This is a genomic window from Hymenobacter jeollabukensis, assembly GCF_005771675.1.
In the GTDB taxonomy this organism is placed as follows: Bacteria; Bacteroidota; Bacteroidia; order Cytophagales; family Hymenobacteraceae; genus Solirubrum; species Solirubrum jeollabukense.
In genome coordinates, this window is the sequence record NZ_VAJM01000006.1 from 102856 (window position 1) to 116945 (window position 14090).

Sequence of the window (14090 nt, forward strand, 5' to 3'; positions counted from 1 at the left end):
TTTCAGTGATACGACCCTTCGGCTGGGCGCCGCGGCGCGGAGTTACTTGGTTAGCGGGAATGGCGGTGGCGGCGCAGCTGGCCGCGGGCTGCTCGCCCTTGCACCTGCTGGGCCCGAAGCAGCGCCTGCTCAGCACCGTACGCATCGAGGGCGCGCGGCAGCTGGAAAAAGACCAGCTCGACGCCCTGCTGCGCCAGCGGCCCAACCGGCGCTTTCCGGTTCCGCAGCTCGCAATTTACAACCTCGGCTACACCTTCTACCATCCGCAGCGGCTGCAGGCCAAGCTGGACACCACCCAGCACGTGTACGCGGCGCGCATCGCGGCGGCCGGCACCGACTCGGTGGCCGTGGGCAAGCTGCTGCAAAAGCGCGAGCGGCGCATTCAGCGCCTGCAGCGCAAGCTCGACAAGGGCAACGCCATCATGCGCATCGGCGAGCCGCCGGTGATTTACGACTCGACGCTGACGGCGCTGACCACCGAGCAGATGGGCATTTACCTGCGCAGCAAGGGTTTCTTTCGCACCCGGGTGGCGTACACCGACAACCCGCCGGAGCCACTGGGCTATTTCTCGCGGTTGTTTGGCCAGGCCGACTCGGTGAAAGCGCCGGCGCCGGGCACGCCGCGCAGCCGCCGCGTGACGGTGGAGTACCAAGTGCACGAAGGGCCGCGCTTCCTCGTCAAGCAGCTGCGCTACGACATTCCCGACACGGCCGTGGCCCGCCTCATCCGCGGCGACACCACCCAGCAGCTGCTGCACGTGGGCCAGCCCTACGACGAGGCCCTGATCGGGCAGGAACGCGCCCGGCTGGAAACCCTGCTGAAAAACCACGGCTACTACGACTTCCAGGCCCGCTACATCACGCTGGAGGCCGACACGAGCTTTGCGCCGACCACCGTGCGCCTGCTGGTGCAGGTGGCCAACCCGGAAAACGCCGCCCACCACCAGGTGTACCGGGTGCGCCGGGTGAGCTTCGTGGCCGACGCGGGCGTAAACCGCTTCGGGCTGCAGCGCGACACCGTGCGGCGCAACGGCATCGACTACCTGGCCTACAACCACCGCTTCAGCACCCGCATCCTGGACCGCAAGCTGCTGGTGCGCCCCGGCGAGCAGTACAGCCTGACGAATACCATCCAGACCCAGCGTCAGCTCTCCAACCTCGACGTGTTCCGCTACACGTCCATCAACTACCAGAAGCCGCCGGTGGCCGACTCGCTCCAAGGCGTGCTCGACGCGACGGTGAGCACCACCCCGCAGAAACGGGCGCAGTACTCCTCCGAAATCGGGGGCACCTACGTAGCGACCCTGCCCGGGCCGTTCGGCAACTTCCGGGTGCGCATCCGCAATGTGTTTGGGGGCGCCGAGGTGCTCGACCTGGGCCTGCGGGCAGGCCTGGAAGGGCAGTTTCCGCTAACCGGCAACACCAACAGCAAGCCGGACCAGCCCCAACTGACCACGCAGCTCGGGGCCAACGTCAACCTGATCCTGCCGCAGTTTCTGGTGCCCTGGCGCACCAACCACTACTTCACCAACTACAGCCCGCGCACGCGCCTGACGGCCAGCGCCACCTACGTGGGGCGGCCGGAATACAAGCGCACCAACCTGGAAGCCTCGTACGACTACATCTGGGAGCGAAACGCCTACCACCAGTTCATCTTCACCCCGCTCGACGTGAGCCTGGTGTTCACCAATAATTTCGACCCTGGGTTCCGCAAGACGCTGGAAAGATTACCCAACGGGGCGTCGCTGCTACGCTCGTTTCAGTCGGTGCTGGTACCGAGCATCAACGCTACTTCGCTCTACAACGACAACGACTTCACCCAGACCCGCGACGCACGCTACCTGCGCCTGTTTGCCGAACTGGGCGGCCCCTTCCGCGGCCTCTACACCGTCAACGGTGACTCCACCGACCACGACGTGGGCGGGAGCAACATCGCGGTTTATGACTTTGTCCGCCTTAGTGCAGATTACCGCCGCTACCACAAGCTCAGTGCCCACCAGTTTCTGGTGTGGCGCCTCAACGGCGGCCTGGCCACGGCCCTGACCAATACCCGGCTCAACGGGCGCGCCGGTCAGCCGACGGCGTTTATCATTCCTTACGACCGGTACGTGTTTGCCGGCGGGGGCTCCAGCGTGCGGGCCTGGTACCCACGCCGCCTGGGCACCGGCGGCTACATCCCCCGCGACAAGGACGGCAACCCCACCGACGCCGAAACCTTTGAACAACCCGGCGAAGTGCTGCTGGAGGGCAGCGTCGAATACCGCTTTCCGCTCTATGACTTCATCAACGGGGCCGTCTTCACTGATTTCGGCAACGTGTGGGCCTTGCGCGGCGGCGCCGGGCGCCCGGGCTCGACGTTCGAGTTCAACCGCTTTTACCGCGAATTTGCCGTGGGCTCGGGCCTGGGCCTGCGCTTCGACTTCACTTTCCTCATCGTGCGCCTCGACTTCGCCGCCAAGGTCTACAACCCCGTGGTGACGCAGGGCAGCAAGTTCGTGTTGCCCAACGTGAGCGTGTTCAACCTCAACAAGCAGGATGGTTCCGAAGCCAACCCGGTACGCCTGAACATCGGCATCGGGTATCCATTTTGAGGAGTGCAATGGCGTGATGGGGAACCGGTGAGTTGAGGCTCACGCGGCATTCCCGCCAAACCCAATCAAGCAAACGGCCCCGGCAACACCAGTTGCCGGGGCCGTTTGTTCGTTTCGTGCGGTCAGAACGCTAAACTCACCATTTCACTATTTCACCACCTCGCCTAATACCCCAGCAGCTCCTGCAGGGCGGCCAGCGTCTTGTCGGCGTTGGGCAGCATCTGCCGCTCCAGCTCCACGTTCAGGGCAATGGCGGGCAGGTTGGCGGCGCCAAGGGTGAAGACGGGCGCGTCGAGCTGCTGGAAGCAGTGGCGCTGGATGCGGCCGGCCAGGCTTTCGGCGAAGCTGTTCATCAGCGGCTCCTCCGTCAGCACCAGCACCTTGCCGTGGCGCAGCGTGGCGGCCTGCACGGCCTCCCAGTCGAGCGGGTTCAGGGTGCGCAGATCCAGGATTTCGACCTGCCCGGGCAGCTGCTTGCTGGCGGCTTTGGCCCAGTACACGCCCATGCCGTAGGTGATGACCACGCAGGTGTCGCCCTGGGCCAGCTTGTCGGCGGCTGCTTCCTGCACCACGTGGGCCTTGCCCAGCGGGATGACGTAGCCGGCCTCTGGCTCCACGGTTTTGGCGTCTTCGGTGCCGGGCACCTTGCTCCAATAGAGGCCCTTGTGCTCCAGCATCACCACCGGGTTCGGGTCGAGGAAGGCGGCGCGCATCAGGCCCTTCATGTCGGCCGCGTTCGAAGGATACACCACCTTGATGCCGCGGATGGTAAGCAGGGTGCTTTCGATGGAGCCGGAGTGGTAGGGTCCGCCCCCGCCGTAGGCCCCGATGGGCACCCGGATCAGGCTCTGCACCGGGAACTTGCCCATCGACAGGTAGCAGGACTTCGACAGCTCCTCCACCAGCTGGTTCAGGGCCGGCCAGATGTAGTCGGCAAACTGGATTTCCACAATCGGCTTGGCGCCCACGGCCGACATGCCGGCCGTCGAGCCGACGATGTAGGCCTCCTGAATGGGCGTGTTGAACACCCGGGCGTCGCCGTACTTCTTGGCCAGCAGGGCTGCCTCGCGGAACACGCCGCCCAGCTCCCCGCCCACGTCCTGGCCGTAGAACAGGGCCTCCGGAAACTCGCGCAGAATGTCGTCCACCGCGTGCAGGGCCGCATCCACCATGATGGCTTTGTCGGCGCCGGCGGGGGCCCGTTCGCCGGCTTCCTCGGTCACCGCGGGCGGGGCAAACTCGTGGTCGGCGAAGGTGGCCGGGTCGGGGTTCGGGGCTTGCAGGGCGCGCTGGTAGTCTTCCTGCACGGTGGCCTGCGCGGCGGCGGCGGCGTAGCCCAGCTCGCCTTCCGAGAAGCCCTCGGTGAGCAGCTGCTGGTGAAAGCGCGGCAGCGGGTCGTTTTGCTGGTGCTCGGTGAGGTCGTCGCCGCGGTACCACTCGCGGCGCACGCCGCTGGTGTGGTGGCCAAGCAGCGGGCATTTGGCGTGCACCAGCACCGGGCCGCGGCGCTGCCGCACGTACTCGGTGGCGGCCTGCATGGTGGCGTAGCTGTCGACGAAGTCGGCCCCGTCGCACTGCAGGCGGTGCAGGCCCTTGAAGCCGGCGGCAAACTCGTAGGCGTTCATGGAGCGCATTTCGCGGCCGGTAGCCGAAATGCCCCACTCGTTGTCCTGCACCAGGTAAATCATCGGCAGCTGGTGCAGCGCGGCCATCTGCAGGGCCTCGGCCACCTCGCCCTCGGTCATGGCCCCGTCGCCGATGGAACAAAGCACGACCGGCTGCTCGGCCGCGGTCGGCAGTTGCTGCTGGCTTTCCAAATACTTCACCGCGTGGGCCATGCCCGTCGCCGGAATGGCCTGCATGCCGGTGGCCGAGCTTTGGTGCGGAATGACCGGGATGCCCGGGCGGCGCAGCGAGGGGTGCGAGTAGTAGGTGCGCCCGCCCGAAAACGGGTCGTCGCGCTTGGCCATGAGCTGCAGCATCAGCTCGTAGGGCTGCAGGCCCAGGCCGAGCATGAACGCGTCGTCGCGGTAGTAGAGGGCGCAGTAGTCGGTTTCGCGCAGTTGGAAGGCCGCCGCCAGCTGAATGGCCTCGTGGCCGCGGGCCGTGGCGTGCACGTACTTGGCCGTCACGGCCTTATTCTCTTCGTAGAGGCGGGCCATTTCGGCCGAGGTCTGCATCAGGCGGTAGGCCCGCAGCAGGGTGGCGCGGTCCGGGTGGGCGGCGCCGGCGGCAAAGTCGGTTTCGGAGGCTTCCAGGGCGGAGGTGGTTTGCATGCTGGGAAACAAGCGGTGGCGAAGGCCCGAAATTACGGGTTCGGGGGCAGATGCGCGGGGCCGGGCTCAAACGCCTGTTAGTTTTTTGGCTCCCTGGGCTTTTCCGGCGGGCTGCACCCCCAAAACTTCCTACTCAGGCTCAGCCCCGTCCTACCGCTCTGGGGGCCGCCGTACCGCTTCAGCGCGCCTTTGATAGCCCTACGGGCCGCCTGCTCCTGGGGGCAGCTGGTGGCCGAGGTCTTTCACTAGGAAACTCCCAAGGGCTACGGGCACTTCGCCATGACCTTCTCGCTGGTGGTGGAGCTGCCGAACCTGCGCCTGCGCAAAAAACGCCGAGCCGGTGCAGCTGCGCCGTTCCCACCTGCGCGACCAAGCCCGCCGGGGCGCACCAAAGCCGAAAATCCGCCACCTTTGCGGCTGACAACAAACACCCGGCGGGGCTGATTTTCGTCAGTCCGGCCGGCGGCGGCGGCTCCTTGTTTTGCGGCGTCTTCACCCCAAAATCCGCTGCCCCGCATGGACGCCCCGCTGTTTTCCTCCGCCTTAGCTCCCCTCATGACGACTGATTCTGACCCGACGCTGACGCCCTTCCGCCACACCGTGGAGCAGTGGATGCGCCAGTTCCAGCACTGGCTCTCCACCGAGCTGGAAACCACCGACGGCGCGGCCACCTTCCAGCCCGACGTGTGGCAGCACCACTCGGGCGGCGGCGGCGAGTCGCGCGTGATTCAGCACGGGCGCATCCTGGAGAAAGGCGGGGTGAACTTCTCGGCCGTGCAGGGCCAGATGAGCGAGCAGGCCGCCCGCGTGCTGCTCATGCCCGACCCGAACTACTTCGCCACCGGCGTGTCGGTGGTGCAGCACCCGCGCAGCCCCATGGTGCCTATTTCGCACATGAACGTGCGCTACTTCGAGGCCGGCAACGGCGAGGCCTGGTTTGGCGGCGGGCTGGATCTGACCCCGATTTACGTCGACGTGCGGCAGGCGCGCTGGTTCCACGAGCAGATTGCCGAAGTCTGCGCCGAGCACGACCCCACGTACTACGAGCGGTTTAAAACCTGGGCCGACGACTACTTCTACCTGCCCCACCGCCAGGAAACCCGCGGCGTGGGCGGCATCTTCTTCGACCGCCTCACCGTGGGCAAGGACGGCGACCGGGACCAGCTCTTTGCCTTCGTCAAGGCCGTGGGCGAGGTGTACGGCCGCACCTACTGCGAGCTGATGCGCCGCAACGCCGACCGGCCCTACACCGAGCGCGAGGTGCGGTGGCACATGCTGCGCCGGGCCCGCTACGCCGAGTTCAACTTGGCTTTCGACCGCGGCACCCGCTTCGGGCTGGAAACCGGCGGCCGCACCGAGAGCATCCTGATGAGCCTGCCCCCGCGCTGCGAGTGGCACTACAACCAGCAGCCCGAGCCGGGCTCTGCGGAGGACGAAACCCAGCAGTGGCTGAAAAAGGGCGTAAATTGGCTGGCCCATTCGCCTACTTCGCTTGATTGACCACCTGCAGGCGCTGGACCGCTGGCTACTGGTGACGGCCAACACCGCCGCCACCCCCGGCCTCGACCGGCTCATGATTTTCTTTTCCGACCGCCTCGTGTGGTTCCCGGCGTACCTGGTTATCGTCGTGGCCCTGAGCTACTACTTTGGCCGGCGCGCCACCCTGCTGCTGCCCCTGCTGGGCCTGAGCGTGGCCCTGGCCGACAGCATCAGCAGCCGCTTTTTCAAGCCCTACTTCGCCCGCCTGCGCCCCTGCCACGACCCGGACCTCTCGGCCACGCTGAACTTGGCCAACGGCTGCGGCGGGCAGTTCGGATTCATTTCCTCGCACGCGGCCAACGCCTTCGCCCTGGCCGTGTTTCTGAGCCTGGCCCTGCCCCCGCGCTTCCGTTTCGTGAAAGCCATGCTGCTCGTCTGGGCCCTGCTGGTGAGCTTCAGCCGCATCTACCTGGCCGCTCACTACCCCTCCGACGTGCTGGCCGGCGCCACGCTGGGAAGCCTGCTGGCCTGGGGCTGCTACGGGCTATACCGCAAAGGCACCCAGCGCTGGTACCCGGCCCCGCCCACGGCGTGAGTTGTCAGTTGTCAGTTGTCAGTTGTCAGTTGTCAGTTGTCAGTTGTCAGTTGTCAGTTGACGTACCCAAAAAAGCCCTTCTGCGTTGGCGGAAGGGCTTTTTTATGCGTGATTCCGCTTAGCGGGCTGGTTCCGTCACGCCGACGATGACGCCAAAGTCTCAGTCGGTCTGCGCCCAGCCCTGCCCGGCCAGCCAGCTGCTCAGGCGCCCCAGGCTGCGCAGAGGCTGCTGGTGCTCGTCGCGCCAGTACAGAGCCAGCGGCTGGCAGCGCGGGTCCACGCGGTACGTGACGAACCGGACGTCCGCTGCGGATGGCGTCTGCCGGGCCGATTCCGGCTGACAGGCTACGGCTGCCCAGCTTAAAAATAACCAGCTGACCATCGGGCGGCTAATTCTCAGCAGTTGCCGCGGGTCTGACACTATCGTTTTGCGCAAGCCGTATTGGGGGCAGGTTAGGGTCATTGCTTCAGCCACACTACGCCGCGACGCCGAAAGGCCAGCAGGCCCTGGCCTTTTTTCACCCACACCGTTTCCACCCCGGCTGTTGCCGTGTCCAGCACCGTTAGTTCCAGCACATCGGCGACGGGGGTGGTCAGCAGCGTCACCGTCGTTCGACGACGCACGGTGAACCGCTGGGGCAAATAGTCGCTCACGTATTCCTCCAAGGTGGAGTCGCGGCTGCCAAACGAGCTGTAGCCCCGTTCAGAGGAGGCCAGCGGGTTTACGCCGTAGTACACACTGCCGCCGTTTTCATCGGGCCCAGCCAAGCCTTCGTACTCCACATTGCACTGAAAAAGCGTGTTCAGCGCCGCGCAGGTATAATCGGTTTGCAGTTCGGTGTAGCAAGCGCACATGTGGCACCAACGCTTTTCAGCAGCGGCCCGGTCGTACTCGGTTCGCACGAGCTGCACGCTCCCGCCCTGGGCATTAACGTAGGTGTAACCGGGCTGCAGGTCGGCAAACCAGTGCCAGCCCATCAGCGGGTGGTCGAGCTGGAACTCCGCGCACTCGATGCGCTGACAACCTGCCATAAGGCTGGCCACGCTTACCGCTAGCCCCCCCCAGGCGCCTCGTTGAATACCTAGAGCTCATCGTATCATCATTGCTCAACTTTTACATGAGCAACGCCCTCCCTCTGTAGTTGCAGCTCGGCGCCATTTATTTGCCCACAGTGGGGCCGGGCGCCTTACCGCCCCAGCAGCTTGGCCACGTACTTGCCCACGATGTCAAACTCCAGGTTCACCCGGTCGCCGGGTTGCAGGTGCTGGAAGGTGGTGTGCTCGTGGGTGTAGGGAATGATGGCGACGCTGAACCCGTCGTCGGTGCTGTTGAAGCAGGTCAGGCTCACGCCGTTGACGCAGATGGAGCCTTTCTCCACCGTCACGCGGCCGGGGCCGGTGGCGTGACGGAAGCGGTACAGCCAGGAGCCGTTCTGGTCCTCCACCGATTCGCAGACGGCCGTCAGATCCACGTGGCCCTGCACGATGTGGCCGTCGAAGCGGCCGTTGGCGGCCAGGCAGCGCTCCAGGTTCACCTGCCGGCCCTCGGCCCAGCTGCCCAGGTTGGTTTTCTGCAACGTCTCGTCGATGGCCGTGACGGTGTGCGTGCCGGCCATAGCGTCCAGGGCCACCACGGTCAGGCACACCCCGTCGTGGGCCACGCTCTGGTCGATCTGCAGCTCGCTGAAAAAGGGCGAAGCGACGGTAAAATGGCGGTTGGTGCCCTCAGTACGCACCGCGGTGATGGTGCCGAGGCCTTCGATGATGCCGGTGAACATCTTTGTTAATGTGCGGAATGTGATGAATGTGCATAATGTGGTTGAATGCCCAAATGTTTGACGTAGCAATTCCTTGGCAAGTAGGAACAGCCACATTCAATCACATTTTCCACATTCCCGCACATTACTTACCCCTGCCCTCCACGATGATTTTCAGCGTGTAGAGCATCACGCGAAAGTCCATGGCCAGGGACATGTTTTCGATGTAAAGGATGTCGTACTTCAGGCGCTGCACCATCTGCTCCACCGTTTCGGCGTAGCCGTACTTCACCTGGCCCAGCGAGGTGATGCCCGGGCGCACGCGGTGCAGGTGGCGGTAGTGCGGGGCCACTTTGGTTATCTGGTCGATGAAGAACTGCCGCTCGGGGCGCGGGCCCACCAGGCTCATGTCGCCCTTGATGACGTTCCAGAACTGCGGCAGCTCGTCGAGGCGCACCTTGCGCATGAAGCGGCCCCAGGGCGTGATGCGCGGGTCGTTCTTGCTCGACAGCGCCGGCCCTAGCCGCTCCGCGTCCACGTACATCGAGCGAAACTTGTAGATTTTGAAGGGCTTGCCGTGGATGCCGATGCGCTCCTGGGCAAAGAAAATCGGGCCCTGCGAGGACAGGCGCACCATTACGGCGGTGAAGGCGTACACCGGCCAGGCCAGCAGCAGAAACAGGGCCGAGCCGGCCACGTCGATGATGCGCTTGACGACTTCCTGCCACACCGGCAGCAAATCGTGCTTGATTTCGATCAGCGGGGTACCGAACAGGTGGTTGACCTTCACCGAGCCCAGCAGAATCTGGTACACGTCGGGCAGTACGCTCACGCGGGCGGGCGTGCCCTCCAGCTGGGCCAGCACCTGCTGAATCATGCGGTGCTCGGAGGGCTCCAGGGCCACCACCACCTGCTCGATGTGCAGGGCCCGGATCAGGGCCGGCAGCCGCTCGTAGCTGCCGCGCCGGGGCAGCTCAAGGGCCAGCTGCGGGTCGACGGCGTCGCCCACGGGCACGAAGCCGATGATGTTCAGGCCCAGGTGCGAGTTGGAGCGGTCCAGCTCGCGGAAGGTTTCCAGGGCCAGTGGGCTGGAGCCCACCAGCAGGGAGTTGAAGGAAATGACGCGGCGGCGCACCAGGCGCTGAATGCTGGTAATGGCCCAGGTACGGAGCACGGCCGTGATGCTGAAGTGCAGCAGGAAATAGGCCGATATGGTCTTGTAGTAGAGCCGGTAGTTGCTCACGCCCTGGTCGTCGAGCAGCAGGGCGAAGAAGATGACCACCGCCCCCAGAAACGAGATGCGCGCCAGGCGGATAATCTCGCCCACCCGGGACTTGCGGAAAATGTCGCGGTACTCGCCGATGAGCGCGTACAGGGCCACCCAGAAGGCGGCAATCATCAGGGCCGAGCCCGTGAGGGTGAACAGCTGGTCGCCGGTAAAGCGGTAGCCGGCGTTGATTTCGCTCAGCAGGTACTTGCGCAGCAGGTAAAAGCAACCCCAGGCCAGCAGGCCCGCCCCGAAATCGGCGGCCAGCAGCTTAAACTTTTGCAGGGAGCGAATCAACGCGGCAGAAATGAAAATCGTAGAGAACCGAAACTCGACCGGCGGCACCAATACCGCGCCGCCGTAGCTTTGCGGGAGGAAACCACCGCCCGCCGCGCGCAAAGGTAGGGCGGTTTTGTCCGCCGTCCGCCATGCCCGCCTTCCCCACCTCTCCCGCCGACTCCGCCCCCGACTCCTACCGCCACCGCGGCCAGCGCCGCGCCCTGGTGACGGAGCTGAACCGCAAGGGCATCCGCGACGAGCGGGTGCTCGGGGCCATCGGGCAGGTGCCGCGCCACCTCTTCTTCGACCCGGCCTTCGAGTCGCACGCCTACCACGACAAGGCCTTTCCCATCGGCGAGGGCCAGACGATTTCGCAGCCCTACACGGTGGCCTGCCAGACCGAGCTGCTGCAGGTGCAGCCGGGGCAGCGCGTGCTGGAAGTGGGCACCGGCTCGGGCTACCAGTGCGCGGTGCTGCTCACGCTCGGGGCCGAGGTGTACACCATCGAGTACAACCGCGTGCTCTTTGAGCGCACCCGGCAGCGGCTCGGGCAGCTGGGCTACCGCGGCGCCCACCTCTTCTGCGGCGACGGCTCGGTGGGCCTGCCCGCCCACGCCCCCTTCGACCGCATCCTGGTGACGGCCGCCGCCCCGGCGCTGCCCCGCCCCCTGCTGGAGCAGCTGCGCGTGGGCGGCCTGCTGGTGGTGCCCGTGGGCTCGGAGCAGACGCAGCGCATGGTGCGCGTCACGCGCGAATCGGCCGAGGGCTTTGCCCGCGAGGATTTCGCGGAGTTTCGTTTCGTGCCGCTGCTGGGGGCAGCGGGCTGGGGCGGATAAGGGGCTCGTGGCGGGGCAAATCTGCCCATTTGTGCGTATCTTGGGCAACCCTTTGACCTTTAGCGTGGTCAGTAGGGCGGCGGGCTTATTTGGCGCGTCTACCACCCCCTTTTCACCCTAACCCCCTTCATGTTACGCAAAGCTCTACCCGCCTTGTGGCTGGCCGCTGCGGCCCTGTTTGGCTCGGCCACTGAGGCTGTAGCCCAGCGCCAGCTGCGCCCGGCCCACACCTACGGCTTCCGCTGCGCCTACGACAGCGTGCAGCAAGACGCGTTCCAGCGCAACCCCGGCATGGAACAGGACTACAACAACTTCCTGAAGCGCGTGGCCCAGATGTCGCCGGCCGAGCGGGCCCGCATCAACGCCGCGCCCGACGTGGTGGTACCGGTGGTGTTTCACGTGATTCACAACGGCGGGGCCAGCAACATCTCCGATGCCCAGGTGCTGGACGCGCTGCGCATCATCAACCGCGACTTCAACAAGGAAAACCCCGACACGGCTACCATCGACGCGCGCTTCGTGGCGCTGGCCGCGCGCCCGGGCTTCCAGTTCCGCCTGGCGCAGAAAGACCCCAATGGTAACTGCACCACCGGCATCACGCACACCTACTCGACGGAAACGCTGGTGGGCGACGCCAACATCAAGAACGTCATCCGCTGGGACGTGAACCGCTACCTCAACGTGTGGGTGGCGGAGCGCGCCAACGGTGCCGGCGGCTACGCCATCCTGCCCTGCGGCGGCGGCTCCACCCTCGACGGCATCGTGATTACCAACACGCAGTTCGGCAGCATCGGCCGTTCCTGCCGCACCAACTTCTGCATCCGCTCGCTCACCCACGAGCTCGGCCACTACTTCGGCCTGCGCCACACCTGGGGCCCGACGAACACGCCGGCCGACCCGGCCAACTGCAACGTGGACGACGGCATTGCCGACACGCCGAACACCATCGGCTCCTCGGGCGGCTGCAACCTGAACGAGGCCTCCTGCGGCCCGGTGGCCAACACCGAGAACTACATGGACTACGCCAGCTGCGCCAAGATGTTTACCATCGAGCAGCGGGCGGTGATGCGCGCCTCGCTGGCCCTGTCCTGCCGCTCCACGCTGGTATCGGCCGCCAACCTGGTGGCCACCGGCACCAACACGGGCTACGTGGCCCCGACCTGCCCGCCGGTAGCCGCGTTCAGCGCCACGAGCAGCGTCATTTGCCCCGGCGGCAGCGTCAACTTCGTGGATGGCTCGTACGGCAACCTGGGCACGGTCAGCTACTCCTGGAGCTTCCCCGGCGGCTCGCCCAGCTCGGCTACCACCCAGAACGCGACGGTGACCTACGCCACGCCCGGCACCTACAACGCCACGCTGACCATCACCGGTCCCAACGGCTCGAGCACCGTCACGCAGCAGCAGGTGGTGCGCGTGCTCGGGACCAACGCGGCCTTCCCCGCCCCGTACGCCGAAACGTTTGAGAACGACACCTGGCTGGCCAATGCCTCGGACGCGGACAAGAACTGGCGTAACGAAGCCGCCGGCAGCGGCACCGAACGCTGGACGCGCCTGAACGGCGTGAACGGCCCGAGCGTGGCCGGCACCTCGGCCCTGCGCCTGCGCCCCACCAACATCAGCGCCGGCGCCGTCACTACGCTCTACTCGCCGCTGTTCAACCTGACCTCGGCCGGCGGCGTCAGCGACTACCAGGTATCGTTTGATTACGCCTACGCCCGCCTGAACTCGTCTTCTTCTGACGTTTTGCGGGTAGCCTTCAGCTCCGACTGCGGCGTGACCTGGACCACCAACCTGACCATCGCGACGGGCTTGCTGGTGAGCAACACCGGCGGGCAGCCGGTAACGGGCAGCTTCGTGCCCACGGCCTCGGAGTGGCGCACGCGCACCATCACGGTGCCCACGACCATGCAAGGCGCCGCGCGCCTGCTGGTGCGTCTTGAGCAGGTGGCCGGCGGGGGCAACAACCTCTTCCTGGACAACTTCCGCGTGACCTCGCCGACGGCCACGCGCACCCGCGACATGAGCACCCGCAACTTCAGCGTGATGCCCAACCCGCTCACCCACGAAACGGCCGTGCAGTTCACCCTCGACCAGCCCGCAACGGCCCAGGTGCAGGTGCAGGATCTGCTGGGCCGCACCGTGCTGAGCTTGCCGGCCCAGCGCTTCGGCGCCGGCCAGCAGCAGATTGCGCTGGGCACCGAGGGCAAGCGCCTGAGCCCGGGCGTGTACCTGGTGCAGCTCACCCTGGGCGAGCAGCGCCTCACCTCGCGCGTGCTGGTGCAATAGCCCCAGGCTCCGCGTCGAACCCCGCAACCGCCCCCGCGCCGAAAGGTGCGGGGGTGGTTCATTTTTGGGCCGGGGCCGCGGCGGGGCGGCCGGGGCGCTATCTTTGCGGCCGAATTTTCCGTTTTCCCTGCTATGCGCAAACAGAAGCCCGTCAGCGAGTCCTCCGTGCGAATGACCGAGCTGGTGCTGCCCAACGATACCAACACGCTCAACAACCTGATGGGCGGCCGCATGATGCACCTGATGGACGTGGCCGCCGCCATTTCGGCCCAGCGCCACTCCAACCGCATCGTCGTGACGGCCTCCGTCGACAATGTGTCCTTCCGCGAGGGCATCAAGCTCGGCAGCGTGGTCACGCTCGAAGCCAAGGTCACGCGCGCGTTCAGCTCGTCCATGGAAGTGCACATCGACGTGTGGGCCGAAGACATTCCCTCGGGCACCAAGATCAAGTCCAACGAAGCCTTCTTCACCTTCGTGGCCGTCGACCAGTCGGGCCGCCCCATCGACGTGCCCGAGGCCGTGCCCGAAACGAGCGAGGAAATCAACCACTACGACGGGGCCCTGCGCCGCCGGCAGCTGCGCCTGGTGCTGGCCGGCCGCCTCAAGCCCCAGGAAGCGACCGAGCTAAAAGCCCTGTTCGACTTGGAATAGCCCGCGGATTCCTGCCCGCCGTTGGGTATCTTCGGTGGCCGACGCCATTCGTTTCGCCTAGCTTTTTTTCGCC

General features: G+C 65.9%; 10 protein-coding genes. 6 read left to right on the top strand and 4 right to left on the bottom strand.

Annotated features, from left to right (window positions below):
- The first annotated feature begins 5 nt into the window (after positions 1-5).
- Positions 6-2591 (top strand): translocation and assembly module lipoprotein TamL, encoded by a 2586-nt coding sequence (gene tamL, locus FDY95_RS14225; protein WP_138078607.1) that lies wholly within the window; start codon positions 6-8, stop codon positions 2589-2591.
- Between the two features lie 164 nt (positions 2592-2755).
- Here the strand turns inward: tamL and FDY95_RS14230 are convergent, their stop codons facing one another.
- On the bottom strand, positions 2756-4867 hold the full coding sequence (locus FDY95_RS14230; RefSeq protein ID WP_138078609.1) for an alpha-ketoacid dehydrogenase subunit alpha/beta: 2112 nt from the start codon (positions 4865-4867) through the stop codon (positions 2756-2758).
- A 555-nt stretch (positions 4868-5422) separates the two neighbouring features.
- On the opposite strand from FDY95_RS14230, the gene hemF reads away from it, so the two are divergent.
- Together hemF and FDY95_RS14245 are read left to right on the top strand one after the other, a co-directional pair.
- Positions 5423-6367 (top strand): oxygen-dependent coproporphyrinogen oxidase, encoded by a 945-nt coding sequence (gene hemF / locus FDY95_RS14240; protein ID WP_138078611.1) that lies wholly within the window; start codon positions 5423-5425, stop codon positions 6365-6367.
- Complete coding sequence (locus tag FDY95_RS14245) at positions 6360-6941, top strand: phosphatase PAP2 family protein (protein ID WP_138078613.1); 582 nt, start codon at positions 6360-6362, stop codon at positions 6939-6941. The genes hemF and FDY95_RS14245 overlap by 8 nt, the downstream gene beginning before the upstream one ends.
- A 459-nt stretch (positions 6942-7400) precedes the next feature.
- Here the strand turns inward: FDY95_RS14245 and FDY95_RS14250 are convergent, their stop codons facing one another.
- The 3 genes from FDY95_RS14250 to FDY95_RS14260 all read right to left on the bottom strand — a co-directional run bounded on the left by FDY95_RS14250 (position 7401) and on the right by FDY95_RS14260 (position 10262).
- Positions 7401-7973: a hypothetical protein gene (locus tag FDY95_RS14250; protein ID WP_138078615.1), complete on the bottom strand. Its 573-nt coding sequence runs from the start codon at positions 7971-7973 to the stop codon at positions 7401-7403.
- A 155-nt stretch (positions 7974-8128) separates the two neighbouring features.
- On the bottom strand, positions 8129-8719 hold the full coding sequence (locus tag FDY95_RS14255) for a riboflavin synthase (RefSeq protein ID WP_138078617.1): 591 nt from the start codon (positions 8717-8719) through the stop codon (positions 8129-8131).
- 124 nt (positions 8720-8843) lie between these two features.
- Entirely contained in the window at positions 8844-10262 is a 1419-nt protein-coding gene (locus FDY95_RS14260; RefSeq protein ID WP_111476871.1) for a sugar transferase, read from the bottom strand.
- A 131-nt stretch (positions 10263-10393) separates the two neighbouring features.
- Here FDY95_RS14260 and FDY95_RS14265 point away from each other — a divergent pair, with 131 nt between their 5' ends.
- The 3 genes from FDY95_RS14265 to FDY95_RS14275 all read left to right on the top strand — a co-directional run bounded on the left by FDY95_RS14265 (position 10394) and on the right by FDY95_RS14275 (position 14017).
- Positions 10394-11080: a protein-L-isoaspartate(D-aspartate) O-methyltransferase gene (locus FDY95_RS14265; RefSeq protein WP_138078619.1), complete on the top strand. Its 687-nt coding sequence runs from the start codon at positions 10394-10396 to the stop codon at positions 11078-11080.
- Between the two features lie 129 nt (positions 11081-11209).
- On the top strand, positions 11210-13366 hold the full coding sequence (locus FDY95_RS14270) for a M43 family zinc metalloprotease (RefSeq protein WP_138078621.1): 2157 nt from the start codon (positions 11210-11212) through the stop codon (positions 13364-13366).
- 132 nt (positions 13367-13498) lie between these two features.
- Entirely contained in the window at positions 13499-14017 is a 519-nt protein-coding gene (locus FDY95_RS14275) for an acyl-CoA thioesterase (RefSeq protein WP_138078623.1), read from the top strand.
- The last annotated feature ends 73 nt before the right edge of the window (positions 14018-14090 follow it).